Below are 25,682 nucleotides of genomic sequence, written 5' to 3' on the forward strand. Positions count from 1 at the left end.
GGTCGACGCTTGTTTCGGGGGCTTTGAGTGGAGAGCGTTCGATAACATCGGTATGCGTGCTCGGGACAAATCGCAAGTTCGTGGACGATGGGTCGTAGTGTCGGTGCCGTGGACCGCAAACGCATCGTCATTGCCGGGTTGGGGGACAGTGGCATCCTCGCCGCGGTTCGCTTGGCGCCGCACGCCGACGTGGTCGGTATCTCGGTCAAGGATGGCCTGGTCAGCGGTCAGGAGCTTGGCATGCGCGTCTCGCGGCCCGATGCCTGGGCCCGCGACTACTTCATCGGTTTCCGGCGGTTCCGTGGCCTGGATTCGGTGCGGATCGTGCACGGCGTCCTGACGGGTGCCGACCTGGGCGCGCGTACGGTCACGGTGGTGGCAGCCGACGGCACCGCGACCGTCGAGCCGTTCGACGTGCTGCTGATCTCCACCGGTACCACCAACGGTTTCTGGCGCCGGTCGACGCTGCAGACGGCCGACGACGTCGCGGCGGACCTGCGAAAGACGCATGAGCAGCTGGCCGGTGCGCGGCGCATCGCCGTAGTCGGCGGCGGCGCGACCGCGGTCAGCAGTGCGGGGAATCTGGCTCGCACCTGGCCCGACAAGGTGATCGACCTGTATTTCCCTGGCGCCCAGATACTTCCGGGCTACCACTCCGGAACCCAGGTGCGCGTCGCGCAGCGGCTGGCCGAACTGGGCGTCCGGCTGCACCTCGGCCACCGCGCGATCCTGCCCCCGGACCGCGACGAAATAACCACCGGGTCAATCGAATTCAGTACCGGCCAACCGGACGCCGACGTTGATGCGGTGCTGTGGGCCGTCGGCCGGGTTCGACCCAACACCGCGTGGCTGCCGGCTGAGATTCTCGACGATGACGGCTTCGTCACCGTCACCCCGGAACTGACGGTGCCCGGACATCCAGGGGTCTTCGCGGTCGGCGATGTCGCGGCCACCGATCCGCTGCGGACGTCGGCGCGCAACGGTGGCGGCGCGCTGGTGGCGCGAAACATCCTGGCCCAGATCAAGTCTCGGAAGTTGCGGCCCTATCGGCCGCCGGCCGTGCGCTGGGGGTCGGTGCTCGGCCCGCAGCCCGACGGGCTGGAGGTGTTCACCCCGTGGGGGCAGGCGGTCCGGTTCCCGGCGTGGACGGTCGACCGGGTGCTGCAGCGCTTCGTGGTGCGCCGTCAGCTGTACCGGGGCGTGCGGGATTGACGACCGTGTGCAGCTGCCGCCGTTGACTCTGTAACCAGGGCACTCGCTACTCGCGCTTTTGCGCCCTCACTTCAGGGTCAACGAGGCTCACCAGGTGTCGACGAAACCCCGGCGCGGCGGCAGCCCTGCCGGCTCGGCCGTCGCCAGCGTCGCGGCGATCAGGGACCGGGTCTCGGCGGGGTCGATGACGTCGTCGATCTCGAACATCGACGCCGAGTTGAGCGCGGCGGCATTGGCTTGCGCGGCGGCGGTGGCGTCCCGCACTGCCTGCTCGCGGGCGTCGACGTCCGCGATCGCCTCCAGTTCCTTGCGCAGCCCCAGCCGCACCGCACCTTCCAGCCCCATCGGCCCGAGATGCGCCCCCGGCCAGGCCACCGTCAGCAGCGGCTCATGCAGGCTGCCACCGCACATCGCCTGTGCGCCAAGGCCGTAACCGCGCCGCAGGATCACCGCGATGAGTGGGACCCGCAATGCCGCGCCAGCGACCAACAGCCGCGATCCGCGCCGCACCAGCGCTTCGGCCTCGGCCGCAGGTCCCACCATGAACCCCGGGCAGTCGACCAGCGACACCACGGGAATCCCGAAAGCGTCGCAGAGTTGTAGGAACCGGGCCGCCTTGTCGGACGCCGCCGCTGTGATGGCCCCGGCCATGACCATGGTGTTGTTGGCCAGCACCCCAACCGGCCGACCCTCGATGCGGGCCAGCGCGGTCGCCAGCTCGGGTGCGAACTTCTCCCGGAGGAACGTGACCGACCCCTCGTCGGCGAGTGTCTCGACGATGGGCGCGACCCGGTAGGCGCGCCGGGCACGCTCGGGAATGATTGTGCGCAAGGCGGTTTGGTCCGGTGCGATGCCGGGTGTGGCCGGCCCGCGGAAGTAGCCGAGCAGTTTCCGGGCTACCGAGACCGCGGCGGCCTCGTCGGGTACCACCACGTCGACGACGCCGTTGGGAGCTTGCACCGAGATCGGGCCGACGTCGTCTGGTGCGATGTCACCGAGGCCGCCGCCGGCGATCATTGCCGGGCCACCCATGCCGATCGAGGTGTCCTCGGTCGCGATGATCAAATCCGAGCAGCCCGCGATCACGGCATTGCCCGCGAAACAGCGGCCCTTTACCACGGCGATCCGTGGCACGACGCCCGACAAGCCGGCCCACAGCGCGAACGCCCGGACGTCCAGTGACGACACCGTCGGATGGTCGGTGTCGCCGGGGCGTCCGCCGCCGCCTTCCGCGAAGAACACCGTGGGCAGCTTCATCCGGTCGATCAGTTCGAACAGCCGGTCCTTCTTGAGGTGCCCGAGAGCGCCCTGGGTGCCGGCCAGCACGGTGTAGTCATACGACAGCACCGCGCAGGGCTGGCCGTCGACGTGCGCGGTGCCGGCCACGAGGCCGTCGGCCGGGGTGCGGGCCATCAGGTCGTCGAGCTCACGACGCGCGCGCTGGGCGGCGATCGCAAAGCGCCCGTATTCGACGAAGCTGCCGTCGTCGACCAGGTCGAGGACGTTCTCCCGGGCCGTGCGTCCGCCGGCGTCATGCCGACGCTGCACCGCGTCCGGCCGGGCCGCGTCGTCGGTGAGCGCGCGGCGGCGCAGGAGTTCGGTGTGGTCGTCGCGCAACGGTTCGTCGGGCATGGGGACAGCCTGCCAGGCGGCGCAGGTGGGGGTGGGGCATGATCGAGCCATGCAATCCACAGCAACCACCACTGTTGCCCGCCCGATCGACGTTGTTTGGGCGACCCTGATCGACCACGAGGGCATGTCCAACTGGGGTCCGGGCGTCACCGTGACCATCGATCAGCCCGGCACCCCGGCGCCGAACGGCCTCGGCGCCGTCCGCCGTATCTCGGCGCCCGGACCGGCACCGGCGATCGTCGAAGAGGTCGTGACCTTCGACGCCCCCAACGTGTTCGGCTACAAGGCCCGCTCCGGCGTGCCGTTCCCGGGCTACTCGGGTGAGGTGCGGCTGACCTCCGAAGGGTCGGGCACCCGCATCGACTACACGCTGAACTCGACCGCGTCGTTCCCGCCGGTGAAGCTGGCGCTGACGGCCATCAACCAGGTCCTGCTGCGACTGTTCGCGAAGGCCGCTTCCAAGGCTTAGTCCACGCCCAACGGCCAGTTATCGCACGGATTTTCATGATCTGCGTGCGATAGCTGGCCGTTCGGCGTCTAGCGGATTTCCCTGGCGATCGCGTCGAGCAGCGCCGGGTACCGGTTGGCCTCGGGATGCCCGCCCGGCTTGCCGCTGCTGACCACGGCCGCGGCCAGGTTCCGCTCCGGGTCGGCCCATACCGCGATGTTGGTCAGCCCGGTGTGTCCGAAGGCCTCGGGGGCGCCCCGGCCGAACGGGCCGAATCGCTTGGAGCCCAGCATGTATCCGGTACCCCAGCGCATCGGCATCAGTCCGACGGCGATGTCCGGCCGCAGTCGTCGGCACGGGGTCGTCGCGACACGCAGCGTTTCCGGCTGCACCACTCGAACCCCGTCGAGTTCGCCGCCGCGACACAGCATTTCGGCGAAGCGGGACAGTTCGACCGCATTCGACACCGTGCTCGATGACGGCACCACGCTGGTCAAGAAGTCCGGGGTGTTGCTGAACGGGATGATCTGGCTCGGGGTGCCGCCGACGGCCTTCTTGAAGGCTGCCGCCATCGGTGCGGGCAATGGCTTGCCGGTGACGTGGCTCGGCGCGACCAGCGGAACATCTTCCGGCGCAACGCCATAATTGGTCCAGCGGAAGCCCAGCGGGTCGAGGATCTCGGTAGCCAGGATGTCGCGGATGCTGCGACCCGTTGCGGCCGAGACGATTTCGCGAATCAGCGGCCCCCAGGTGAGCCCGTGGTACATGTGCACCAGACCCGGTCGGTAGATCGGCCGCAGATTGCCCAGCATCTCGCGGGCGTATTCGCTGTCGTTCATCCGCTTGAGGTCCGGCCGCGGGCCGGTGGCCAGCGGAACCCCAGCGCTGTGAGTCACGACGTGCCGCACGGTGGTGCGGTCCTTGCCGTGGCTGGTGTACGTCGGCAGGTAGTCGCAGACGCGGGCGTCCAGATCGAGCTCGCCGCGCTCGACGAGCATGTGCACGACGGTCGTACTGATCGCCTTGGCCGCCGAATACACGCAGAACGGGGTGTCGACGCCGACGGGGATCTGCTCGGCGTCAACCGGATCGTCGGGCCCGTTGCCCCAGCCGTGACCGATCGCGCGGTTGAGCACCACCCGGCCGTTCTGGCGTAGGCACACCTGGATGGCCGGGTGCATACCCGCCGCGTACCAGTGCTGTGCGGACTGCCAAATCCGTTCCACCGCTTGGGGATCGACGCCCGAGTGATCCTCGACTCCGATTGCCGTGACCGAATCGAGGTCGGTTGGTACCCGAATGCGGCCGGTTTGAGGCTCGGTCATGCGTCCTTCCGATGCAGAACTGCCGCGAGGTGGTGGCGCAGCGGTATCCCCACGGCGGCCATCCGAACGTTGTAGCTCAACGTGTCTCCGTCGAGCCGGAACCAACGACGTAGGGCGTCAACCTCTTTCGCGGAGTCGGTGCGCCCGATGTCGGTGGTGGCCAGATCGAGGACGAACTCGTCGTCGGTGCTGAGCGTGCCCTGCAGCACCTCGGTGATGCCGGTGGGATGCGCAAGCACCCACTCGACGCGACCGGGCGCGGGCACCCTGAGGTATCCGGTTTCTGCGTGTAGCGGACGTCCGTCATCGGCGGCGCGGGTGCGCTGGCTGTAGGCCAGGAAGGGTTTTCCGACGTGGCCGAAGGTGACCTCTTCGAGGTAGTCGAACGAGGGGATGGTCGGGTACTCACCGGAGCCGGTGCCCGCCCAGGTGCCCAGCAGCGGGGCCAGGACCGCGACGTCGGGATGCAGATCGGGCATGGTCGGCTACTTCGTTCCGACGGTCAGCAGGTCGGACACGATGAGCGTCCACACCGGCCGCTTCACCCGGTGCTGCTCCGAGACCGTGAACCCGGCCCCCTCGAACAGCTCCTTCATCTCCGCCGGCGACGGGTTGTGCGCCGGGTTCAGCAGGTGCGACGACAGCGCGTGCAGCGGCAGCACCTGCCGCGGGCTGATGGTGGTGACGGCGGCGATACCGCCCGGCTTGAGCACCCGGTGGAATTCGCGCAGGGCCGCGGGCTGATCGAACCAGTGGAACGCCGACGTCGTCACGACCGCGTCCAGCGCACCGTCGTTGAACGGCAGCTCCTCGGCGGGTGCGGTGAGCCAGCTGACCTTCGAGGACCGGGCCTTGGCCTGGGCCAGCATGCCCTCGGACATGTCCACGCCGGTCACGACGGCATGCAGCTCACGTTCGATCCGGTCGGCGAAAATACCCGTGCCGCAGCCGATATCGGCGATGGTCAGGGAGTCGTGCGCGCGCAGCTGGGCCAGGACCTCGTCCTGTGCGGGCTGGTAGACGAATCGCTGCAGCACCTCGGTGTCGTAGGCAGGAGCGGCGAAGCCCCAGAAACGGGTGACGGTGTCATTGAATCCCCTGCGTTGAACCATGGCTTCAGCCTAGGCGGCGCGGCAGATCGCATGCGGATAGATACGCTGCCGCTTTATGAGTTCTACTGCGCCCAGCTGGATTGCCCAGCTCCTCGATTTTGCGCGCGACGGTGACACCTTCGTCGCACCGCAACCGACCGAGGGACCGGGACGGTCCCTGTTCGGCGGGCTGATCGCCGCGCAGGCGCTCGGTGCGGCCGGCCGCACCGTCGAACCGGACAAACTGCCGCAGTCGCTGCACCTCTACTTCGTCCGCGGCGGCCAGTACGGCATCGACGTGGAGTTTCACGTGGAACGAACCCGTGACGGCCGGTCGTTCGACACGCGGCGCGTCACCGCGAAGCAGAACGGCAAGACGATCCTGGAGATGATCGCGTCGTTCCACGTCCCCGAACCCGGCGCCGACTGGCAGCGTCCCGAAGTCCTGGGCGTCGAGTTCGACGCGGCAGTGCCCAAAGCGCCGAGCCTGACCGTCGCCGACTTCTTCGACATTCGGGTACGGCCCGAAGACGTCGGAGCCTTCGCGGTGCCCCCGTTCTGGATCCGCACCAAAGACGAGATCGAAGACGACGCCTTGATCCGGGCGTGCACGCTGACCTTCATGTCCGACTTCGGGCCGGTGCCTGTCGCGCGGCCCGACGGCACCGATCTGCGTCAGGGCTTCGCCGCCAGCCTGGACCACGCGGTGTGGTTCCACCGGCCCTTCGTCCCGCTGGACTGGCACCGCTACGAGGTCACCCGGCTGAACAACACCGACTCCCGCGGGCTGGTGACCGGAGCCCTGTACGACACTGGTGGGGTGCTGATCGCCAGCACCAGCCAGGAAGCCCTGTGGCGGCTGTAGTCCGGAGAAGATGATGACCGTCCCGACGCCGACCTGCTATCGGCACCCCAGCCGCCCGACGTATGTGAGCTGCAGCCGCTGCGCGCGGCCCATCTGCCCGGACTGTATGACCGCAGCCGCCGTCGGCCAGCAGTGCCCGGAGTGCGTCAACGAAGGCAAGCGGTCGGTGCGTCAGGCCCGGACCCACTTCGGCGGACGGATCACCCAGGGCGCGCTGGTCACCTACACGCTGATCGCGGTCAACGTGGTGATGTTCGTGCTGCAGCACACCTCGACGCAGATGCAGCAGGACCTGGTGCTGTGGCCGCCCGCCGTGGCCGACGGCCAGTACTACCGCCTGGCGTCGTCGGCCTTCCTGCACTACGGCCTGGCGCACATCGTGTTCAACATGTGGGCGCTGTGGGCCGTCGGGCCTCAGCTGGAACAGTGGCTGGGGCGCTTGCGTTTCGGGGTGCTGTACGGCCTCAGCGGCCTGGGCGGCTCGGTGCTGGTGTACCTGCTGTCGCCGCTGAATTCGGCGACAGCAGGTGCGTCGGGCGCGATCTTCGGCCTGTTCGGCGCGACGTTCGTGTTGTTCCGCCGGCTGCAGCTCGACGTCCGCGGGATCGTCGGCCTGATCGTCATCAACCTGGTGATCACCTTCGTGCTGCCCGCGGTCAGCTCGCAGTCGATCAGTTGGCAGGGGCACGTCGGCGGGTTGGTCACCGGCACCCTGGTGGCGGCGGTCTTCGCGTATGTGCCTGCGCGGCAACGACTCCTCGCGCTGATCTCGGTGACCGCGGTGCTCCTGGTGCTGTTCGCCGGGCTGACGATGTGGCGGACCGAGACCTTGCTGACGATGTTCAGTTGATCCCGGGGTAGGGCAGTAGCGCCATCTCCCGGGCATTCTTGATCGCGGTGGCAACCTGTCGCTGCTGCTGGACCGTCAGGCCCGTCACCCGCCGGGACCGGATCTTGCCGCGCTCGGAGATGAACAACCGCAGGTTCGCGGTGTCCTTGTAATCGAGATGGTCCACGCCGAGCTTGGTCAGCATGTTCTTGACCGGACGCTTCGCCTCGGTTGGGCGCCGGGTGGGTTTGCGCTTGGCCATCACCAGCTCGCTTTCCGGATGCCGGGCAGCTGTCCTTCATGCGCCATTTCACGCACCCGGACGCGAGAGAGGCCGAACTTGCGCAGATGACCACGCGGACGGCCGTCGACCGCGTCGCGGTTGCGCACCCGCACCGCGCTGGCATCGCGCGGCTGGCGGGCCAGCTCCCGCATGGCGGTGGACTGCTCGTCGACAGTGCTCGACGGGGACTTGATGATGGCCTTGAGCTCGGCCCGGCGCTCGGCGTAGCGGGCGACGGTCAGCCGGCGCTGCTCGTTCTTGGCGACCTTGGATTTCTTGGCCATGGTCAGCGCTCCTCTCGGAAGTCGACGTGCCGGCGGACGATCGGGTCGTACTTGCGCAGCACCAACCGATCGGGATCGTTGCGCCGGTTCTTGCGGGTGACGTATGTGTAGCCGGTGCCCGCGGTGGACTTCAGCTTCACCACGGGGCGAATATCGGTGCGGGACATCTAGATTCGCACCCCGTCCCGGCGTAGCCGGGCCACCACGGCTTCGATGCCGTCCCGGTCGATCACCTTGATGCCCTTGGCGCTGACCTGGAGCCGGATGCGCCGGCCTTCCGAAGGCAGGTAGTAGGTCTTGCTCTGGATGTTCGGGTTCCACCGACGCGAGGTGCGCCGATTGGAGTGCGAAACCGTGTTGCCGAAGCCGGGCTGGCGCCCGGTGACCTGGCAGTGCGCTGACATGCTCCATCCTTAATGAAAATCATTTTCGACAAGTGCCGGTCGCCACTGTAGCGTGACGGCAACAGAATTGAAAATGATTGTCGATAAGGGGTGGCGATGAGGACGCCGGTGATCGTCGTGGCTGGTCAGGGACCGACCGGATACGTGACCGAGGAGCTAGTGAAGGTGCCGGGCACGGTGCTCGTTGAGCATCAGTTCGACGGTCACGTCGTGCGCCGTCGCACCATCACGGCACCGCACGGCATCGTCAACGAGACGGAAGCTGCCCTGGAACTGGCCCACGGCTGCGTGTCCTGCACCGTGCGCAACGACCTGCTGATCTACCTGCGCCTGCTGCACCGGCGCGACGACGTCCACCGGATCGTCGTCCACCTGGAGCCGTGGATGGAACCCGAACCGATCTGCTGGGCCATCAACCACGTTCGGGTCCACGTCGGCCCCGGGTACATCGACGGGCCGGCCGCCCGGGACGTGGCGATCGCCGGCGTGGTGACGTGCATCGAATCCGCGGACTGGCTCACCGACGCGCTGGGCGACGACGAGCTGCCCGACGGTCGGACCGTCGCTCAGGTGGCGGTGGGGCAGGCCGAATTCGCCGACGTCCTGGTGGTGACCCACGCCGAACCCGTCCTGCTCGCGGTATGCCGCCGGCTGGCGCCGCGAGCGCAGCTCATCACCGAGCCCGCATTGGTCGATCAAGCGTTGCGCACCGTGTGGCCGGACGCCCGGCTGGGCCGCGCGGACGAGCCGCACGGGCCGCTGCTGGCCGGGCAGCCCAGCTTGAATCCTGAAGGGCCCGTTCAGATTGTCGAGTTCAATGCGCGCCGGCCGTTTCATCCCGAACGGCTGCATGACGCCATCGATCACCTCCTGGACGGCGTGATCCGGACCCGCGGCCGGATGTGGCTGGCCAACCGGCCCGACCACGTCATGTGGCTGGAGTCGGCCGGTGGCGGCCTGCGCGTCAGCAACGCCGGCCGATGGATCGCCGCGATGACCGTCAGTGAAGCGGCCTACCTGGACCGCGAGCGACGAGCCCTGGCAGACCTCATGTGGGACAACGAATTCGGCGACCGGCACACCGCGATGGCGATCCTGGTGTGCGGTGCGCGGTCCGCTGACGTGACCGCCGCGCTGAACGACGCCCTGCTCACCGACGAGGAGTTCGCTGCGCAGGACGCCTGGTCCGGCTACCCGGATCCGTTCGGCGACTGGCACGAGGAGCCGTGCACGACCGGCGAGGTGACCGTCGTCGGCGATGGCACCGATCACGGCATGGCGTGACCCGTTCTGGACTCGATAGTCAAACGCATTGATAACAAGGCGATCACGTGGCGCGTTGGTCACCGGAGCCTCTTCGGCTCGGCGTTAGTTTTCACTCGTGTTGGCGACTCTGGTTGGCAGGAATTTCGGCGTGAAACTGCGGCGACTCGCGGTGGCGGCTGTCGCTGCCCTGGCGGTCCCGGGAATGGCGATGCCCGCGGCGCTGCCGCAGGCGCATGCTGCCGCGAAAGCGGTTGAGGTGCTGAACATTCCGTCACCCGCGATGGGGCGCGACATCAAGGTTCAGTTCCAGGGCGGCGGGCCGCACGCGGTCTACCTGCTCGACGGCCTGCGCGCCCAGGACGACGCCAGCGGCTGGGACATCAACACCGCCGCGTTCGAGTGGTACTACCAGTCGGGCATCTCGATGGTGATGCCCGTCGGCGGACAGTCCAGCTTCTACACCGACTGGTATCAGCCTGCGACCAACAACAATGGCGTCATCACCTACAAGTGGGAGACGTTCCTGACGCAGGAGCTGCCGGCCTGGCTCGCGGCGAACCGCGGCGTACAACCGACCGGCAACGCCGTCGTCGGTCTGTCGATGTCGGGTGGCTCGGCCTTGACCCTGGCCACCTGGCACCCGGCGCAGTTCATCTTCGCCGGCTCGCTGTCGGGCTTCCTCAACCCGTCGCAAGGCCTGTGGCCCACCCTGATCGGCTTCGCCATGAAGGACGCCGGCGGCTACAACCCGACCCAGATGTGGGGCATCGCCAGCGACCCGGCATGGCGGCGCAACGACCCGACCGTCAACGTCCAGCAGCTGGTGGCCAACAACACCGCCATCTGGGTGTACTGCGGCAACGGCATGCCGTCCGATCTCGACACCCCGGGTGACATGGGGATTCTCTACAGCGCCCAGTTCCTGGAGAACCTGACGATCAGCTCGAACCGGGACTTCCAGCGGTTGTACCAGCAGGCCGGTGGCCGCAACGCGGTCTTCAACTTCCCCAAGGACGGCACTCACAGCTGGGGCTACTGGGGCCAGCAGTTGCAGGCCATGAAGCCTGACCTGCTGCGCGTGCTGGGTGTGGGTGCTCCGGTTCCGCCGCCGGCTCCTGCGCCTGCACCCGTGCCCGCTCCCGCCGCGGTGCCAGCGCCCGTTGCGATGGCGGCACCTGTTGCGGCCCCTGCGCCTGTGCCTGTTGCCGCTCCTGCCGCCGTTCCCGCTGCGGTTCCGGCTGCGGTTCCGGCTGTGGTCCCGGCGCCTGCTGCGGCAGCTGCTCCGCCGGTCACCGGCGGATTGGTGCTCGCGCCGACGGGCTAGATCGCTTTTGGTGAGCGCTCACTGGCGGCCGCTTACGTTGACTGCGAACCTGCGCACATGGTCACTCGACCTTTTGCGACCTCAGTTCACACTCAATCTCCGCACTGCCGCTGGCCTGGAGGTCAACCGGCCAGAGAAATACGTAGCGTCAATCACCAAGCGCGCGCAGCCACCGTGGTTGAAACCAGGTACTTTTCCGGGCGCTAGGACGTCCCTGAGTGCAATAACCACCGGCCTATCGCTACGACGATTGCACTGGCGGACTTTCCCACCAGGATCCGGCACTTGATCCGGGTTACCGAAGGACTGGTGCTCGCGCCGACGGGCTGATTCGGCAAGACTCAGGGGTCGGATTCGACTCCTGAAAGGGCGGGACAACCGTGCAGACCACGATCATCCATGGGCCGGGCGATATTCGATTCGAGGAGCGCCCTGATCCGCAGATTCAGTCACCGGGCGACGCAGTGGTCCGGGTGGTGCGGACCTGTGTCTGCGGTTCGGACCTGTGGCCGTACCGCGGTGTGGCACCGACGAACGCGCCGCACCCGATCGGGCATGAGTTCATCGGGATCGTGGAAGCCGTCGGCTCCGAGGTCAAGCAGGTGCGCGTCGGGGATTTCGTCATCTCCCCGTTCACCGACAGCGACGGCACCTGCGTGCACTGCCGCAACGGGATCACCACCTCGTGCGTGAACTTCGGGGTCTGGGGCGGCGCCACCAGATCGGGCGAGGCACTCGACGGGGCCCAAGGCGAATACGTCCGGGTGCCCTTCGCCGACGGCACCCTGTTCACGGTGCCGGAAGCGCCTGACGCAGACCTGTACCCGCACCTGCTGACCCTGGCCGACGTCATGTCGACCGGCCACCATGCCGCGCGGTCCGGGAACGTCCACCCCGGCGCCACCGTGGTGGTCGTGGGCGACGGCGCCGTCGGGCTGTGTGCTGTGCTCGCATCGAAACGCCTTGGTGCGGAACGGATCATCATGATGTCGCGGCACGAAGACCGGCAGAAGTTGGCCCGGACCTTCGGCGCCACCGACATCGTTGCCGAACGCGGCGACGATGGCATCGCGGCCATCGAGGAACTGCTCGGCGGTGTCGGGGCCGACTCGGTGCTGGAATGCGTCGGCACCAAGGATTCGATGCGCCAGGCGCTCGGCGCGGTCCGCCCCGGCGGCTACCTGGGTTTCGTCGGCGTGCCGGCCGGCGCGCCCGAATTGCCGATGCGGCAACTGTTCAACACGAACATCCATGTCGCGGGTGGGATGGCCACCGTCCGGCCGTACCTCGACGAACTGCTGCCGGACGTGCTGTCCGGGGCCATCGAGCCTGGCCTGGTTTTCGATCTGGCACTGCCACTTGCTCAGGTGGCCGACGCGTACACGGCGATGGATCAGCGCACGGCCATCAAGGTTCTGCTCGAGCCCTGATCAGGCCGGCCGGACCAGATGGTCCTCGCCTCCGACATACACGGTGTCGCGCAGGTCGCGTCCGGCGGCGGCGATGGTGATCGCGGTGGCGAATTCCTCGATGGTCGGCAGCGGTCCCTGGCTGCGGCGGGCGCCGACCGCCTCGGGATCGCGACGTTCGTACAACCGGGCGATGATCGTGCCTTCGATCATGTCGCCCGAGACGACGGTGAATCCGATTCGGCACCGGTCGAATTCGGGTCGGAGTGCCCGTAGCGCGTCTTCACCGGCGCGCTTGCTGGCGGCAATCGGCACGTAGTCGTCGGGCACGGGTAGGTGCGGATAGCAGTGGGCCTCGTGGCTGGTGACGAACACGATCTGCGCACCGGCGGGCATCAGGGGGAGCGCCAGGTCGACGAGCCGCAGCTGCGCGTCGCGGTTCAGCCGCATCGCGTAGTCGGGCGCGGCGCCGAACTCGAGGCCACCGGAGGCGTTGAGCACCAGCATGTCCAGGCGCCCGAACCGGCTGTCGATCCGGTCGAGCATGGCTTTGGCGGCAGCGGCGTCGGACACGTCGGCGCCGATCGTGGAGGCTTGACCGCCGGCCGCGCGGATGCCGTCGACGACGGCGTTGGCGCGCTTGGCCTTCTCCCGATAGTTCACCAGGACATGGGTGTCCGGTCCGGCGAGCTGTTGAGCCACGGCGGCTCCGATGCCGCGGGAAGCTCCGGTGACGAGCGCGATCCTGGGGTGCATGGCTTCGACCGTACCCCAAAATTAAGAAAGGTAAGAGAAATCTAAGGTAACGGTAAATGTGTTGTCGGGCGCTTTGGCTGGACGCGGCTCGCGACTGGGACGGACAGTCCCGCTCGACTACCCTTTGGGCGTGACGTTTCCGGTGACGCCTGTGGCGCGGTACGCGGCCACGCTGATCGGACGCCTCCGTTGATCGAACACGCACTTGTGGTGCTGTTCGCACTGTGCGCGGCCGTCTGTGCCGCCGTCGGCATCGTGGTGCGCCAGCGCGCGACCATCGACGTGCCGCCCGAACATGGCGTCAGCGTCGTCATGCTGTCGACGCTCCTGAGCCGGAGACTGTGGTGGGCCGGCACCGGCGCGGCCGTCGCCGGCTATGTCTTCCAGGCCCTGGCCCTGGCGCACGGATCGCTGATGTTGGTCCAGCCACTGCTGGTCTCGGCATTGCTCTTCGCGCTGCCGCTGAGCGCGCACCAGGCGCACCGCAGGGTGACCCGCGGCGAATGGCTCTGGGCCGGATTGCTGACCATCGGGCTCGCCGGATTCGTCGTGCTGGCCCGGCCTGAGCGCGACGAACACCTGGCCTCACCAGGGGTTATCGTTCTGGTCGCTGCGGTGTGTGTCGCGGTGATCGTCGGCTGCGTGCTGTTGGCGGTGCGGTGCAGCGGCTGGCAGCGTGCGGTACTGCTGGCCGTCGGGGTCGGCGTGCTGTTCGGTGTCGTCGCGGTGGTGACCAAGATCTTCATGGCGATTCTGCAGAACCGGGGCTGGCTCGGCTTGCTGACGACGCCGGCGCCATACCTGCTCATCATCTTGGGCGCGGTGGCGACCGTGCTGCAGCAGTCCGCATTCCATGCCGGCGCGTTGCAGACCTCGGTGCCGACCATGCTCGTGCTGGAACCGGTGGTGGCCGTTCTCCTCGGTGCCCTGGTTCTCGGCGAGGGCTTCGACACAACTGGAGTCGAGGCCGTCGCGCTCGTGGTGTCCATCGGCGCCATGGCGGCGGCGACCATTGCCCTCGGCCGGGACGAGGGCGCGTATGAAACGCAGGCGGGCGCGAAGGTGGCGCCGCCGATCGCACCGCAGCAGGTGCAACCGACTTCAGAACGCTGACCTCAGTGGTGTGGTTTGTCACACAGCCGACTCGGGCATATCGTTAGTTTTGCTAACGTTGTATATGGCGACGCTGGTGAACTAATTGATGAGGTTGTTATGTCGAACGAAGAAACCGCACTTACTGACGAGCTGACGCAGCGCATCGCTGACCTCTGCGCCACCGACCCGCAACTTGCCGCCGCCCGGCCGCTCGCCGCGGTCGGCGCCGCCCTCGACGAGCCCGGAATCCGGCTGCCCGACATGATCAGCGCTGTCATGGCGGCCTACGCCGACCGGCCCGCTCTCGGGCAGCGCGCCGTCGAATACGTCACCGATGACGCCGGCCGCACCGTCTCCCGGCTGCTGCCGCGCTACGACACCATCACCTACGGCGAGGCCTGGCGGCAGATCAAGGCCATCGGCAACGCCCTGCTCACCGGCACAGACGACAACGTCCCCGGCGGCGGTCAGTCAATCGTCGCCGCCGGCGACAGGGTCGCCATGCTCGGTTTCACGAGCGCCGAATTCACGATCATCGATACCGCGCTGGCGCGCGCCGGCGTCGTCGCCGTCCCGCTGCAGACCAGCGCACCCGCCGAGCAGCTGCGCCCCATCCTCGACGAGACCGAGCCCGTCGCCTTGTTCGCCGACGTGAAGTTCCTGGACGAGGCCGTCGAATTGGTCTCGGGCTCGGGTGCTGCCGTCAAGCGCGTGTTCGTATTCGACCACCACGCCCAGGTCGATGACGACCGCGAGGCCGTCGAACGGGCCGCGACGCAGTTGGCAGAGCGCGGCATCGTTGTCGAGACTCTTGCCGACCTGGTGACGCGCGGCACCGCGCTCCCGACCGTCGAGCCCGTCGTCTCAGCGGATCCGGACCCGCTGCTGGTCCTGATCTACACCTCCGGCAGCACCGGCACACCCAAGGGCGCCATGTACCCCGAGCGGCTCGTCGCCAACGCCTGGCGGACCGGGCTGACGCATCAGCAGCCCGCGCTGCCGTCGATCGTCCTGAGCTTCCTGCCGATGAGCCACATGATGGGCCGCGGCACCGTCTACCGCACGCTGGCGCACGGCGGCACGGTCTACTTCGCGGCCAAGAGCGACCTGTCCACCCTGCTGGAAGACATCGCGCTGGTCCGGCCGACGCAGATGACCTTCGTGCCCCGGGTCTGGGAGATGATCCACCAGGAGGTGCAGAGCGAGGTCGACCGCCGGGTGATGGGCGGCGTCTCCGAGCAGCAGGTGCTCGACGAACGCAGCGTCAGCCTGATCGGCGGGCGGCAGCTCGTCGCGATGACCGGGTCTGCGCCGATCTCGCCGGAGCTCAAGGCCTGGGTGCAGAAATTCCTCGGGCTGGAACTGATGGAGGCCTACGGCTCGACCGAAGCCGGCGGCGTCATGATCAGCGGCCACGTGAGCCGCCCGCCGGTGATCGACTACAAGCTGATCGACGTACCCGAGCTCGGCTACCTGTCGACCGACCGGCCGCATCCGCGTGGCGAATTGCTCTTGAAATCAACAGATTTGATCCCGGGCTACTACAAGCGGCCCGACGTCACCGCTGACGTCTTCGACGTGGACGGCTTCTACCGCACCGGCGACATCGTTGCCGAACTCGGCCCCGATCACCTGCAGTATCTGGATCGCCGCAACAATGTGCTGAAGCTGGCGCAGGGCGAGTTCGTGACGGTGTCGAAGCTCGAAGCGGCCTTCGGCACCAGCCCGCTGATCCGTCAGATCTACGTGTACGGCAACAGTTCTCGCTCCTACCTGCTGGCGGTGATTGTGCCTACCTCGGAGGCCTTGGCGGGTGTTTCCGGCGCGGAGGCCTTGCGTCCCGAGCTGGCCGACGCACTGCAGACAGTGGCCCGCGAGTCCGGGCTGCAGTCGTACGAGATTCCCCGCGACTTCATCATCGAGACCGAACCGTTCTCGCTGGAGAACGGGCTGCTGACCGGTGTGCGCAAGTTGGCCTGGCCGAAGCTGAAGGCCCGCTACGGCGCCGAGCTGGAGCAGCTGTACACCGAACTGGCCGAAGGCCAGGCCGCCGAACTGCGAGCGCTGCGTTCGTTGCGGGCGTCCGACGTTCCGGTGCTCGAGACCGTGCTGCGCGCTGTCGGCGCCACGCTCGGAGCTGCCAGTTCCGACGTCGCGGGCGACGCCCACTTCACCGACCTGGGCGGAGATTCGTTGTCGGCGTTGACCTTCGGCAACCTGCTGGAGGAGATCTTCGAGGTCGAGGTGCCGGTCGGCGTCATCGTCAGCCCGGCCACCGACCTGGCCGGTGTGGCGGCCTACATCGAAGGGGAGCGCGCGCCCGGCAGCAAGCGGCCGACGTTCTCCACGGTGCACGGCCGCGGCGCCACCGAGGCACGCGCTGCAGACCTGACGCTGGACAAGTTCATCGACGCCGCGACGTTGGCCGCGGCACCGTCGCTGCCCGGGCCGGTGTCCGAGGTACGGACCGTATTGCTCACGGGCGCAACCGGATTCCTGGGTCGCTACCTGGCGCTGGAATGGCTGGAGCGGATGGACCTGGTCGACGGCATGGTCATCTGCCTGGTCCGCGGCAAGTCCGACGCCGACGCCCGGGCCCGCCTGGACGCGACGTTCGACAGCGGCGATCCGAAGCTGCTGGAGCACTACCGGTCGCTGTCCGACCACCTGGAGGTCATCGCCGGCGACAAGGGCGAGGCCAATCTCGGTCTGCCGCAGGATGTTTGGCAGCGGTTGGCCGACACCGTCGACTTCATCGTGGACCCGGCCGCGCTGGTGAACCACGTGCTGCCCTACAGCGAGCTGTTCGGGCCCAACGCACTGGGCACCGCCGAGCTGATCCGGATCGCGTTGACCACGCGGATCAAGCCGTTCGCCTACGTCTCGACCATCGCGGTCGGCGGTGGCGTGGCGCCCGGCAAGTTCGTCGAGGACGCCGATGTGCGCGTCATGAGCGCGGTGCGGTCGGTCGACGACAGCTACGCCAACGGCTACGGCAACAGCAAGTGGGCCGGCGAGGTGCTGCTTCGCGAGGCCAATGACCTTTGCGGCCTGCCGGTTTCGGTGTTCCGCTGCGACATGATCCTGGCCGATACGACGTACGCGGGCCAGCTCAACCTGCCCGACATGTTCACCCGGATGATGTTCTCGTTGGTGGCCACCGGCATCGCGCCGTACTCGTTCTACGAGTTGGCTTCCGACGGCAAGCGCCAGCGCGCCCACTACGACGGGCTGCCGGTCGAGTTCGTCTCCGAGTCCATCTCGACGCTGGCCGTGCAGGTCGCGGCCGGTGCATCCGACTCGACGTTCGAGACGTACCACGTGATGAACCCGTACGACGACGGCATCGGTATGGACGAGTTCGTCGACTGGCTGATCGAGGCGGGGTATTCCATTGCCCGCGTTGATGATTACGCCGACTGGCTGGCCAGGTTCGAGACGGGTCTGCGCGGCCTGCCGGACCGTCAGCGGCAGGCGTCGCTGCTGCCGCTGCTGCACAACTACCAGCAGCCCAGCTACCCGGTACCGGGGTCCATCGCCCCGGTCGAGCGGTTCCGGGCCGCCGTGCAGAACGCGAAAATCGGTGCAGACAAGGATATTCCGCACATCGGTGCACCGGTGATCGTCAAGTACATCACCGATCTGCAGCTGCTCGGCCTGCTCTGATTTGAGCGATTTGTGCACGATTTTCCGCGATGGCCGCGGAGAATCGTGCACAAATCACAGGGAACTGGCAGGAAATCGCCGGAACAACGGCGGCCGCGCCAGCGTCATTCAATTAGTGGGGATGCAACGGGGCGTACCCATTCGATATTTCGATTTTTCGTGAGGTTTCTTCATGTCGATTGACCATGCCGACAGCGCTCTTGCCCGCCGGATCACCGAATTGTCCGCCAACGATCCGCAGTTCGCCGCGGCTGCGCCGCTGCAGTCGGTGGCCCAGTCGGTCGAAATGCCCGGCATGCGACTGCCCGAGATCGTGCAGACCGTTCTCGAGGGCTATGCCGACCGGACCGCCCTCGGGCAGCGCGCCGTCGAGTTCGTCACCGAGAACGGCCGCACCGTCGCGAGGCTGCTGCCGAAATACGACACCATCACCTACCGCGAACTGTGGGACCGCATCCGCGCCGTCGCCGCCGCGCTGCACGCGGACGGCGTCAAGGCCGGCGACCGCGTCGCCATCCTCGGCTTCACCAGCACCGACTACACCGTCATCGACACGGCGCTCGGACTGATCGGCGCCGTGTCGGTGCCGCTGCAGACCAGCTCCGCGGCGTCGTCGCTGCTGCCGATCGTTGCCGAGACCGAGCCGGTGCTGATCGCGGTGAGCGCGGGCTACGTCGCCGACGCGGTCGAACTCGCGGTCGGAGGCCCAGCCCCGGCCCGGTTCGTGGTGTTCGACCACCACGCTGAGGTCGACGACGAGCGCGAGGCTGTCGAGGAGGCGCGGGCCGCGCTGTCGGGTCTGAACGTCACGGTCGAGACTTTCGGCGAGGTACTGGCCCGCGGCCGCGATCTGCCGTCCGTCCCGACTCCGGTCTTCGATGAGGCCGACCCGCTGACCCTGCTGATCTACACCTCCGGCTCGACCGGTGCCCCCAAGGGCGCGATGTACCCCGAGAGCAACATGACGAGCTTCTGGCGGCGGGCCAGCTCGGCGTGGTTCGGCCCGAGCGAGGCGTCGATCAACCTGGCCTTCATGCCGATGAGCCACGTCATGGGCCGCGGCATCCTGTACTCCAGCCTGGCCAACGGCGGCATCGTCTACTTCGCCGCCAAGAGCGACTTGTCCACTCTCCTCGACGATTTCGCGCTGGCGCGCCCCACCGAGCTGAACCTGGTGCCCCGCGTCTGGGAGATGCTGTACCTGGAATTCCAGAGCCGCGTCGACAAGCTGGTCCCGGCTGGTGCCGGCGAGGCCGAGCGCGACGGCATCGAGCAGCAGGTGATGGCCGACATGCGGGAGAACCTGATCGGTGGCCGCTACATCAAGGCGATGACCGGCTCTGCGCCCATCACCGACGAGCTCAAGGCCTGGGTCGAGAAGTTCCTGGGCATCCACGTGCTGGAGGGCTACGGCTCCACCGAGGCCGGCATGGTCTTCTTCGACGGCGTCATCCAGCGCCCGCCGACCCTCGACTACAAGCTGGTCGACGTGCCCGACCTGGGCTACTACCTGACCGACCAGCCGTACCCGCGCGGTGAGCTGCTGGTGAAGACCGAGTACCTGTTCCCGGGCTACTACAAGCGGCCCGAGGTCACCGCGAGCGTGTTCGACGAGGACGGTTTCTACCGCACCGGCGACGTGGTCGCCGAGATCGGCCCGGACCAGATCCAGTACGTCGATCGTCGCAACAATGTGCTGAAGCTGGCGCAGGGCGAGTTCGTCACGCTGGCCAAGCTGGAAGCGGCATTCAGCAACAACAGCCCGCTGGTCCGGCAGATCTACGTCTACGGCAACAGCGCCCAGCCGTACCTGCTGGCCGTCGTCGTCCCGACCGAAGATGCCTTGGCCCGTTGGGATTCCGCCGAGCTGAAGCAGCAGATCAGCGACTCATTGCAGGAGGTCGCCAGGGCGGCCGAACTGCAGTCCTACGAGATTCCCCGCGATTTCATCGTCGAGACCGAACCGTTCTCGTTGGAGAACGGACTGCTGACCGGCATCCGCAAGCTGGCCTGGCCGAAGCTCAAGGCGCACTACGGCCCGGTGTTGGAAGACCTGTACGTGAGTCTTGCTGCGGGACAGGCTGATGAGCTGCGTGCGCTGCGCCAGCACGGCGCCGAGGGCCCCGCGCTGCCGACCGTCATCCGCGCGGCCAGTGCACTGCTCGGTGCGTCCGGCGAGGTGTCGGCCGATGCCCACTTCACCGATCTCGGTGGAGACTCGTTGTCCGCGTTGACCTTCGGCAACCTGCTCGAAGAGATCTTCGGCGTCGAGGTCCAGGTCGGCATCATCGTCAGCCCGGCCAACGATCTGGCGGCGCTCGCGGCCTACATCGAGAATGAACGCAGCGGTGGCGCCAAGCGGCCCAGCTTCAGCTCGGTGCACGGTAAGAACGCCGTCGAGGTGCGCGCCGCGGACCTGACGCTGGACAAGTTCATCGACGCCGCGACATTGGCGGCGGCGCCGTCGCTACCGGCGCCTGCGTCGGAGGTGCGGACCGTACTGCTCACGGGCGCAACGGGATTCCTGGGCCGCTACCTGGCGCTGGAGTGGCTGGAGCGGATGGACCTGGTCGACGGCAAGGTCATCGCCCTGGTGCGCGCCAAGTCCGACGAAGAGGCCCGGGCCCGTCTCGACGCCACCTTCGATTCCGGTGACCCGAAGCTGCTGGCGCACTACCAGGCGCTGGCCGCCGACCACCTCGAGGTGATCGCCGGTGACAAGGGCGACGAGAATCTCGGTCTGCGGCCGGAGGTTTGGCAGCGGCTCGCCGACGAGGTCGACGTGATCGTCGACCCGGCGGCGCTGGTGAACCACGTGCTGCCGTACAGCGAACTGTTCGGACCCAACGCGCTCGGTACCGCCGAACTGATCCGCATCGCCCTGACCACCCGGCAGAAGCCGTACATCTACGTCTCGACCATCGGCGTCGGTGACCAGTTGGCACCGGGCACGTTCACCGAAGAGGTGGACGTCCGTGTGATGAGCCCGGTGCGTGCCGTGCACGACGGGTATGCGAACGGCTACGGCAACAGCAAGTGGGCCGGCGAGGTGCTGCTGCGTGAGGCCAATGATCTTTGCGGCCTGCCGGTTTCGGTGTTCCGCTGCGACATGATCCTGGCCGACACCAGCTATGCCGGACAGCTCAACCTGCCCGACATGTTCACCCGCATGATGTTCTCGTTGGTGGCCACCGGTATCGCCCCGTACTCGTTCTACGAGCGGGACGCCGAGGGCAAGCGGCAGGACGCGCATTACGACGGGCTGCCCGTCGAGTTCATTGCCGAGGCCATCGACACCCTGGGCGTGCGGCCCGCAGGCGAGTTCGTCACCTATCACGTGATGAACCCGCACTCCGACGGCCTGGGCATGGACGAGTTCGTCGACTGGCTGATCGACGCCGGGTATTCCATTGCCCGCGTTGATGACTACGCCGAATGGCTGGCCCGCTTCGAGACCACCCTGCGCGCCCTGCCGGACCGGCAGCGCCAGGCGTCACTGCTGCCGCTGCTGCACAACTACCAGAAGCCGGAGCACCCGCACAACGGGTCCATCGCGCCGGTGGTGGTGTTCCGCGAGGCGGTGCAGGACGCAAAGCTGGGCCCGGACAAGGACATTCCGCATGTCACTGCGCCGGTGATCGTCAAGTACATCACCGATCTGCAGCTGCTCGGCCTGCTCTGACCCGGTGATTTGTGCACGATTTTCCGCGGCAGCGGCGGAAAATCGTGCACAAATCGCTCAAGGGCTAGGGGGCGATCAGGACACCGGCATCGGACGCAGCGTGCTGCAGCTCGTAGATGTCCAGGTCGCCCCAGTCGTTGATCGCCCCGGTGTAGGAGCCCAGCCACGGCACCACACCGGGATCCGGCGCGACGCCCAGGTTGTAGGCCTGCATGCCGGGCAGGTGGTGCTCGAAGAAGTTACCGAGGATGTCGACGGCGAAGATGATGCCGTTGATCGGGTTCGGGCCCCACAGCGCGGAAGCGTTGAACAGCGGGTTCACCGCCTCCGGGTCACCGATCATCACGATGTTGCCGTAGTGCGGCTTGCTGCCGCCGGTGGGGTCGTAGGCCGGCATGAAGGGCTGCAGCCCCGGCAGGTCGGTGGAGAAGTACGCCGCGGTGTCGCCGTAGGTCTCGACGTTGACGAAGTTCGAGTTGACGCCGTTGCCGGGGACCGACGTGTTGAGGCCGGGACCCTCGAAGCCGATGCCGCCACGGCCCGTCTTCTGCGCGACGAACTGAGCTTCCCAACCACCCAGCGAGTGGCCGGTGACGAAGATGTCGTCGGTGGTGTAGCCCTGTTCGAGAGCTGCGGCTTCGACCTTCTGCTCGAACGCCAGGGAGTCCCAGAACGCCTGTGGCGTGGTGTGGGTGAAGATGACCTGCATGTCCGTGAAGATCTGCGACAGCGCGATCAGCGGATGGAACAGCAGATTGGTGCCGCCCGTCGTGCCCTGGTAGGCGACGATGATCTGGCCCTCCGGCGTCACCCACGCCTTGCCGACGGCGCCCGACAGCGGATTGAAGGTCTGCATCTGAAAGCCGTTGACAGTGAACGGTTTCAGATCACCCGGCTGGGCCCCGAGCACGTAGGCATTGGCCGAGGCATTCAGGAACTGCTCCACCGTCGGGGTGTCGCCGCTGGTCGGGCCGGTGTAGGTCAGCTCCGGCACCACGGGCGCAGCGGTCGGGGTCTTACTCAGCCCGAGCATGTCCTCGATGCGCCGGAACCCCGCGAACAGCGCCTCCGAAATGGGCGACCAATTGAACGGGCTCTTCGGGCCGGTCTGCGCGACCGTCAGGTCCAGCACCTGCAGGACGGTGTTGATGATGCGTCCGGGCAGCTGGATGATCTTGGCGATCGGGTTCAGCGGCTGCGGTGGCGTCGGCGTCGTCAGGGTGCCGACGGTGCTGTTGGTGGCGGACATGGCCGCGAGGCGCGTGGTCGGTGCGGGCGTCTTGACCGGCGCGGGGGTGTTGGTCGCAGCGGCCGGCGGCGTGGCCGCAGTGGCCGCGGTGGCGTTGACCGCGGCGTCCTTGGCGGGGGCGGTCGCGGTGGCCGGCTTGAGCTTCGGTGCCTTCTTGCCGTCGCCGGCGGGCTTGATCGCGTCGGAGCCCTTTTGCGCGACAGGGGGTTTCGCCGGCCTGGTCGCGGGCTTGGCATCCTTGACGTCCGGCTTTGTGTCCGGCTTGGCCTCCGGCTCCACGCCTGACTTGTCGGGGTCGGTTGCGGACGTATCAGCGGCGGTGTCCTGCTTGGTGCCGGACTTGTCAGCGTCCTTGTCGGCGTCCTTGCCGGTCTTCTTACCGGACTTCTTCGTGTCCTTCTTGCCCGTGTTCGCCGGCTTGGGCTTGGCGGGGCCGGGCTTCTGGGGTCCGGACTGGCTGGTCGGACTGCCGTTCGAATCGTTGGCCCCGGTCTCTGCCCAGGCAACGTTCTGGCTGGTCGCGGCCGCGATACCCACGGCGGCGGCAAGCACCGCGAGGCGGTATCGATTGGATTTGCGCTGACTGAGCCCCGACCGTGTCCCCACAGGTGTCCCCTTTGACATCCCAGGTGCCCGCTGACGCGCGCACGAATCTGACGACACTATGACATCGGGTGATGTCAGTCACGATCAGGTTTGCCAAATACCTGGATCACCGAGCGAGGTCAGCGGACCCGCGCTGCCGCCGCCTCCGGCATCGGTTCGTACCGGGCGAAAGAACGGGTGAACGACCCGGCGCCGTGGGACAACGACCGCAGTTCGATCGGGTACCGGGTGAGCTCGATCTCCGGAATCTCGGCATCGATGCCTGTGCAGGAATCGCCGGCGGTGTCGGTGCCCAGTACGCGGCCGCGCCGTCCCGAGAGGTCACTCATCACCGCGCCGACCATTTCGTCGGGCACCACGATGTGCACGCTGTCGATGGGTTCGAGCAGATTCACCGACGCGGCAGCAGCGGCCTCACGCAGCGCCAACCCGCCCGCGAGCTGGAAGGCGTAGTCCGACGAGTCCACACTGTGCGCCTTGCCGTCCAGCAGCGTGACGCGGATGTCGACCATCGGGTAGCCGCAGATGCCCCGATCCATCTGGGCGCGAACGCCTTTCTCCACGCTCGGGATGAACTGGCGCGGCACCGCACCGCCGACCACCTTGTCGACGAACTCGAACCCGGCGCCTTCGGGTAGCGGCTCGACGGTGATGTCACAGACGGCGAACTGTCCGTGCCCACCGGACTGCTTGACGTGCCGGCCATGCCCTTTCGCGTTGCCGCCGAACGTCTCTCGGAGCGGTACCCGCAGTTCCGTGGTGTCGACCGCGACCCCGAACCGTCGGGACAGTGCGTCGAGCACCACCGCGGAATGGGCTTCGCCCATGCACCACAAGACGATCTGGTGGGTGTGCGGGTTCTGCTCGATGCGCAGCGTCGGGTCCTCGGCGGACAGCCGCGCCAGCCCCACCGACAGCTTGTCCTCGTCGGTCTTGGCGTGCGGCACGATCGCCATCGGGAGCAGCGGCGCCGGCATGGTCCACGGCCGGCACACCAACGGGGAAGCCTTGTCCGACAGGGTGTCTCCGGTCTCGGCGCAGGTCAGTCGTGCGATGGCGCAGATATCCCCGGCGATCACCTCGGGGGCCGGGCGCTGCTTGCGGCCCAACGGAAACGACAGTGCCCCGACGCGCTCGTCCTCGTCGTGGTCCTCGTGCTCGGCGCACCCGTCGGCCGAATCGGCGAATGAATTGAAATGGCCCGACACGTGAACCGTCGTGTCGGGCCTGATGGTGCCGGAAAATACCCGGACCAAACTGACCTTGCCGACATACGGATCCGACGTCGTCTTCACCACCTCTGCCAACAGAGGTGCGGCCGGATCGCAGGCGGGCGCGGGCTTTTCCACACCGGCCGGCGTGAACACCTGCGGCGGCACATGCTCTGGGGGAGAGGGGAATCCACGGGCGATGACATCGAGCAATTCGGCTGCCCCGGTCCCCGTCGTGCTGCACATCGGGATCACCGGGAAGAACGAACCGCGGGCCACCGCGCGCTCGAGGTCGGCAACCAGCACTGCGTTGTCGATCTGTTCGCCGCTCAGGTACCGCTCCATCAATGTTTCGTCCTCGGACTCCTCGATGATGCCCTCGATCAGGGTCGCGTCGTCCGCCAACAGGGAGACGAGCCCGTCGCCGTCGGGCAGATACAGCGGAATCACCTTGTCCCCGAAGGACTCCTGCGCGGACTCCACTGCACCGGCGAAGCTGGCGCGCGCGTGGTCGAGTTTGGTCACCACGACGGCGCGCGGCATCCCGACGTCGGCGCATTCCCGCCACAAAGACCTGGTGGCAGCGTCCACCACGTCGTTGGCCGCCATCACGAACAACGCACAGTCGGCAGCCCGCAGCCCGGCCCGCAACTCACCGACGAAATCGGCATAGCCCGGGGTGTCCAGCAGGTTGACCTTCACCGGCCCGTGCAGCGGTGAGGCCAGTACCAAAGACGCCAATGCCAGTCCCACCGACCGCTGCTGCTCGAGTTCGGCAGGCTCGTGGTCGCAGACCGTGGTGCCGTCGAGCACCGTCCCCGCCCGCGTCAGCACGCCCGCATGCAGCAGCAGCGCCTCGACCAGAGTGGTCTTGCCGGAGCCAGATGGCCCGACCAGAACCACATTTCGGATCGACGCCGGATTGTCCGCGCTGGGCGCGGCGCCGGATGAGTTATTCGACTTGTCCGCCATGGCGTGCCCCTATCGACGACTCACGTCCACCATGCTCCTGTCGCGACCGTCGGCACAAGACTCAAGCGCAAGA

21 protein-coding genes are annotated in these 25,682 nt (G+C 67.5%); 10 read left to right on the forward strand and 11 right to left on the reverse strand.

Features of this window, described 5'->3' with window-relative positions:
- Nucleotides 1-108 precede the first annotated feature (108 nt).
- Nucleotides 109-1,212: an FAD-dependent oxidoreductase gene (locus tag ACNO8X_RS04095; protein ID WP_418004266.1), complete on the forward strand. Its 1,104-nt coding sequence runs from the start codon at nt 109-111 to the stop codon at nt 1,210-1,212.
- 87 nt (nt 1,213-1,299) lie between these two features.
- On the opposite strand, the gene ACNO8X_RS04100 is transcribed toward ACNO8X_RS04095, so the two are convergent.
- The gene (locus tag ACNO8X_RS04100; RefSeq protein ID WP_418004267.1) at nt 1,300-2,844 is read right to left on the reverse strand and encodes an acyl-CoA carboxylase subunit beta; all 1,545 of its coding nucleotides are present in this window, start codon (nt 2,842-2,844) and stop codon (nt 1,300-1,302) included.
- Nucleotides 2,845-2,893: 49 nt separating this feature from the next.
- Between ACNO8X_RS04100 and ACNO8X_RS04105 the strand changes: the two genes are divergently transcribed.
- On the forward strand, nt 2,894-3,313 hold the full coding sequence (locus tag ACNO8X_RS04105) for an SRPBCC family protein (RefSeq protein ID WP_418004268.1): 420 nt from the start codon (nt 2,894-2,896) through the stop codon (nt 3,311-3,313).
- 68 nt (nt 3,314-3,381) lie between these two features.
- On the opposite strand, the gene lipE is transcribed toward ACNO8X_RS04105, so the two are convergent.
- The 3 genes from lipE to ACNO8X_RS04120 are packed head-to-tail and all read right to left on the reverse strand — an operon-like array spanning nt 3,382 to nt 5,729.
- Nucleotides 3,382-4,617 carry a lipase LipE gene (gene lipE / locus ACNO8X_RS04110; RefSeq protein WP_418004269.1) on the reverse strand — a complete coding sequence of 412 codons (1,236 nt, stop codon included), beginning with the start codon at nt 4,615-4,617 and terminating at the stop codon, nt 3,382-3,384.
- On the reverse strand, nt 4,614-5,096 hold the full coding sequence (locus tag ACNO8X_RS04115) for a peroxynitrite isomerase (protein WP_418004270.1): 483 nt from the start codon (nt 5,094-5,096) through the stop codon (nt 4,614-4,616). Before ACNO8X_RS04115 ends, lipE begins: the two co-directional genes overlap by 4 nt.
- A gap of 6 nt (nt 5,097-5,102) precedes the next feature.
- Nucleotides 5,103-5,729 carry a class I SAM-dependent methyltransferase gene (locus ACNO8X_RS04120; RefSeq protein WP_418004271.1) on the reverse strand — a complete coding sequence of 209 codons (627 nt, stop codon included), beginning with the start codon at nt 5,727-5,729 and terminating at the stop codon, nt 5,103-5,105.
- Between the two features lie 55 nt (nt 5,730-5,784).
- Here ACNO8X_RS04120 and ACNO8X_RS04125 point away from each other — a divergent pair, with 55 nt between their 5' ends.
- Together ACNO8X_RS04125 and ACNO8X_RS04130 are read left to right on the forward strand one after the other, a co-directional pair.
- On the forward strand, nt 5,785-6,573 hold the full coding sequence (locus ACNO8X_RS04125) for an acyl-CoA thioesterase (protein ID WP_418004272.1): 789 nt from the start codon (nt 5,785-5,787) through the stop codon (nt 6,571-6,573).
- A gap of 13 nt (nt 6,574-6,586) precedes the next feature.
- Nucleotides 6,587-7,423, forward strand: a complete 837-nt coding sequence (locus ACNO8X_RS04130; protein ID WP_418004273.1) for a rhomboid family intramembrane serine protease — start codon at nt 6,587-6,589, stop codon at nt 7,421-7,423.
- Here the strand turns inward: ACNO8X_RS04130 and rpsR are convergent.
- Genes rpsR through rpmB form a run of 4 tightly spaced genes read right to left on the reverse strand, consistent with a single transcriptional unit; the run spans nt 7,416 to nt 8,373 of the window.
- Nucleotides 7,416-7,664, reverse strand: a complete 249-nt coding sequence (gene rpsR / locus ACNO8X_RS04135) for a 30S ribosomal protein S18 (RefSeq protein WP_418004274.1) — start codon at nt 7,662-7,664, stop codon at nt 7,416-7,418. The genes ACNO8X_RS04130 and rpsR overlap by 8 nt on opposite strands.
- On the reverse strand, nt 7,664-7,969 hold the full coding sequence (rpsN, locus tag ACNO8X_RS04140; protein WP_418004275.1) for a 30S ribosomal protein S14: 306 nt from the start codon (nt 7,967-7,969) through the stop codon (nt 7,664-7,666). Before rpsN ends, rpsR begins: the two co-directional genes overlap by 1 nt.
- A 2-nt stretch (nt 7,970-7,971) precedes the next feature.
- Entirely contained in the window at nt 7,972-8,136 is a 165-nt protein-coding gene (rpmG, locus tag ACNO8X_RS04145; RefSeq protein WP_133759130.1) for a 50S ribosomal protein L33, read from the reverse strand.
- Nucleotides 8,137-8,373: a 50S ribosomal protein L28 gene (gene rpmB / locus ACNO8X_RS04150; protein ID WP_155902558.1), complete on the reverse strand. Its 237-nt coding sequence runs from the start codon at nt 8,371-8,373 to the stop codon at nt 8,137-8,139.
- Nucleotides 8,374-8,469: 96 nt separating this feature from the next.
- Between rpmB and mrf the strand changes: the two genes are divergently transcribed.
- From mrf to ACNO8X_RS04165, 3 genes are all read left to right on the forward strand, one after another.
- Nucleotides 8,470-9,657 carry a ribosome hibernation factor-recruiting GTPase MRF gene (gene mrf, locus ACNO8X_RS04155; protein WP_418004276.1) on the forward strand — a complete coding sequence of 396 codons (1,188 nt, stop codon included), beginning with the start codon at nt 8,470-8,472 and terminating at the stop codon, nt 9,655-9,657.
- A 184-nt stretch (nt 9,658-9,841) separates the two neighbouring features.
- The gene (locus ACNO8X_RS04160; protein ID WP_418005773.1) at nt 9,842-10,963 is read left to right on the forward strand and encodes an esterase family protein; all 1,122 of its coding nucleotides are present in this window, start codon (nt 9,842-9,844) and stop codon (nt 10,961-10,963) included.
- A 380-nt stretch (nt 10,964-11,343) separates the two neighbouring features.
- Complete coding sequence (locus tag ACNO8X_RS04165) at nt 11,344-12,393, forward strand: zinc-dependent alcohol dehydrogenase family protein (RefSeq protein ID WP_418004277.1); 1,050 nt, start codon at nt 11,344-11,346, stop codon at nt 12,391-12,393.
- On the opposite strand, the gene ACNO8X_RS04170 is transcribed toward ACNO8X_RS04165, so the two are convergent.
- Nucleotides 12,394-13,128 carry an SDR family oxidoreductase gene (locus tag ACNO8X_RS04170; RefSeq protein WP_418004278.1) on the reverse strand — a complete coding sequence of 245 codons (735 nt, stop codon included), beginning with the start codon at nt 13,126-13,128 and terminating at the stop codon, nt 12,394-12,396.
- Nucleotides 13,129-13,317: 189 nt separating this feature from the next.
- On the opposite strand from ACNO8X_RS04170, the gene ACNO8X_RS04175 reads away from it, so the two are divergent.
- The 3 genes from ACNO8X_RS04175 (at nt 13,318) to car (ACNO8X_RS04185) (ending at nt 21,571) form a co-directional block, all read left to right on the forward strand.
- A complete protein-coding gene (locus tag ACNO8X_RS04175) occupies nt 13,318-14,241 on the forward strand; it encodes a DMT family transporter (RefSeq protein ID WP_418004279.1) in 924 nt (307 codons plus the stop codon).
- 99 nt (nt 14,242-14,340) lie between these two features.
- The gene (gene car, locus ACNO8X_RS04180) at nt 14,341-17,889 is read left to right on the forward strand and encodes a carboxylic acid reductase (RefSeq protein WP_418004280.1); all 3,549 of its coding nucleotides are present in this window, start codon (nt 14,341-14,343) and stop codon (nt 17,887-17,889) included.
- A gap of 172 nt (nt 17,890-18,061) precedes the next feature.
- Entirely contained in the window at nt 18,062-21,571 is a 3,510-nt protein-coding gene (gene car, locus ACNO8X_RS04185) for a carboxylic acid reductase (protein WP_418004281.1), read from the forward strand.
- Nucleotides 21,572-21,635: 64 nt separating this feature from the next.
- On the opposite strand, the gene ACNO8X_RS04190 is transcribed toward car (ACNO8X_RS04185), so the two are convergent.
- Together ACNO8X_RS04190 and ACNO8X_RS04195 are read right to left on the reverse strand one after the other, a co-directional pair.
- The gene (locus tag ACNO8X_RS04190) at nt 21,636-23,426 is read right to left on the reverse strand and encodes a hypothetical protein (RefSeq protein ID WP_418004282.1); all 1,791 of its coding nucleotides are present in this window, start codon (nt 23,424-23,426) and stop codon (nt 21,636-21,638) included.
- A 119-nt stretch (nt 23,427-23,545) separates the two neighbouring features.
- Nucleotides 23,546-25,609: an elongation factor G gene (locus ACNO8X_RS04195; RefSeq protein WP_418004283.1), complete on the reverse strand. Its 2,064-nt coding sequence runs from the start codon at nt 25,607-25,609 to the stop codon at nt 23,546-23,548.
- Nucleotides 25,610-25,682 lie beyond the last annotated feature (73 nt).

Origin of the sequence: Mycobacterium sp. PDNC021, from assembly GCF_048282635.1 — a bacterium.
Classification (GTDB): domain Bacteria; phylum Actinomycetota; class Actinomycetes; order Mycobacteriales; family Mycobacteriaceae; genus Mycobacterium; species Mycobacterium llatzerense.

Excerpts from the sequence above, each read along its gene's own strand:
- ACNO8X_RS04100 (WP_418004267.1), bottom strand. The coding sequence starts at position 2,844 with ATGCCCGACGAACCGTTGCGCGACGACCACACCGAACTCCTGCGCCGC.
- ACNO8X_RS04105 (WP_418004268.1), top strand. The coding sequence starts at position 2,894 with ATGCAATCCACAGCAACCACCACTGTTGCCCGCCCGATCGACGTTGTT.
- lipE (WP_418004269.1), bottom strand. The coding sequence starts at position 4,617 with ATGACCGAGCCTCAAACCGGCCGCATTCGGGTACCAACCGACCTCGAT.
- ACNO8X_RS04115 (WP_418004270.1), bottom strand. The coding sequence starts at position 5,096 with ATGCCCGATCTGCATCCCGACGTCGCGGTCCTGGCCCCGCTGCTGGGC.
- ACNO8X_RS04120 (WP_418004271.1), bottom strand. The coding sequence starts at position 5,729 with ATGGTTCAACGCAGGGGATTCAATGACACCGTCACCCGTTTCTGGGGC.
- ACNO8X_RS04125 (WP_418004272.1), top strand. The coding sequence starts at position 5,785 with ATGAGTTCTACTGCGCCCAGCTGGATTGCCCAGCTCCTCGATTTTGCG.
- ACNO8X_RS04130 (WP_418004273.1), top strand. The coding sequence starts at position 6,587 with ATGACCGTCCCGACGCCGACCTGCTATCGGCACCCCAGCCGCCCGACG.
- rpsR (WP_418004274.1), bottom strand. The coding sequence starts at position 7,664 with ATGGCCAAGCGCAAACCCACCCGGCGCCCAACCGAGGCGAAGCGTCCG.
- rpsN (WP_418004275.1), bottom strand. The coding sequence starts at position 7,969 with ATGGCCAAGAAATCCAAGGTCGCCAAGAACGAGCAGCGCCGGCTGACC.
- rpmG (WP_133759130.1), bottom strand. The coding sequence starts at position 8,136 with ATGTCCCGCACCGATATTCGCCCCGTGGTGAAGCTGAAGTCCACCGCG.
- rpmB (WP_155902558.1), bottom strand. The coding sequence starts at position 8,373 with ATGTCAGCGCACTGCCAGGTCACCGGGCGCCAGCCCGGCTTCGGCAAC.
- mrf (WP_418004276.1), top strand. The coding sequence starts at position 8,470 with ATGAGGACGCCGGTGATCGTCGTGGCTGGTCAGGGACCGACCGGATAC.
- ACNO8X_RS04160 (WP_418005773.1), top strand. The coding sequence starts at position 9,842 with ATGGCGATGCCCGCGGCGCTGCCGCAGGCGCATGCTGCCGCGAAAGCG.
- ACNO8X_RS04170 (WP_418004278.1), bottom strand. The coding sequence starts at position 13,128 with ATGCACCCCAGGATCGCGCTCGTCACCGGAGCTTCCCGCGGCATCGGA.
- car (WP_418004280.1), top strand. The coding sequence starts at position 14,341 with ATGTCGAACGAAGAAACCGCACTTACTGACGAGCTGACGCAGCGCATC.
- car (WP_418004281.1), top strand. The coding sequence starts at position 18,062 with ATGTCGATTGACCATGCCGACAGCGCTCTTGCCCGCCGGATCACCGAA.
- ACNO8X_RS04195 (WP_418004283.1), bottom strand. The coding sequence starts at position 25,609 with ATGGCGGACAAGTCGAATAACTCATCCGGCGCCGCGCCCAGCGCGGAC.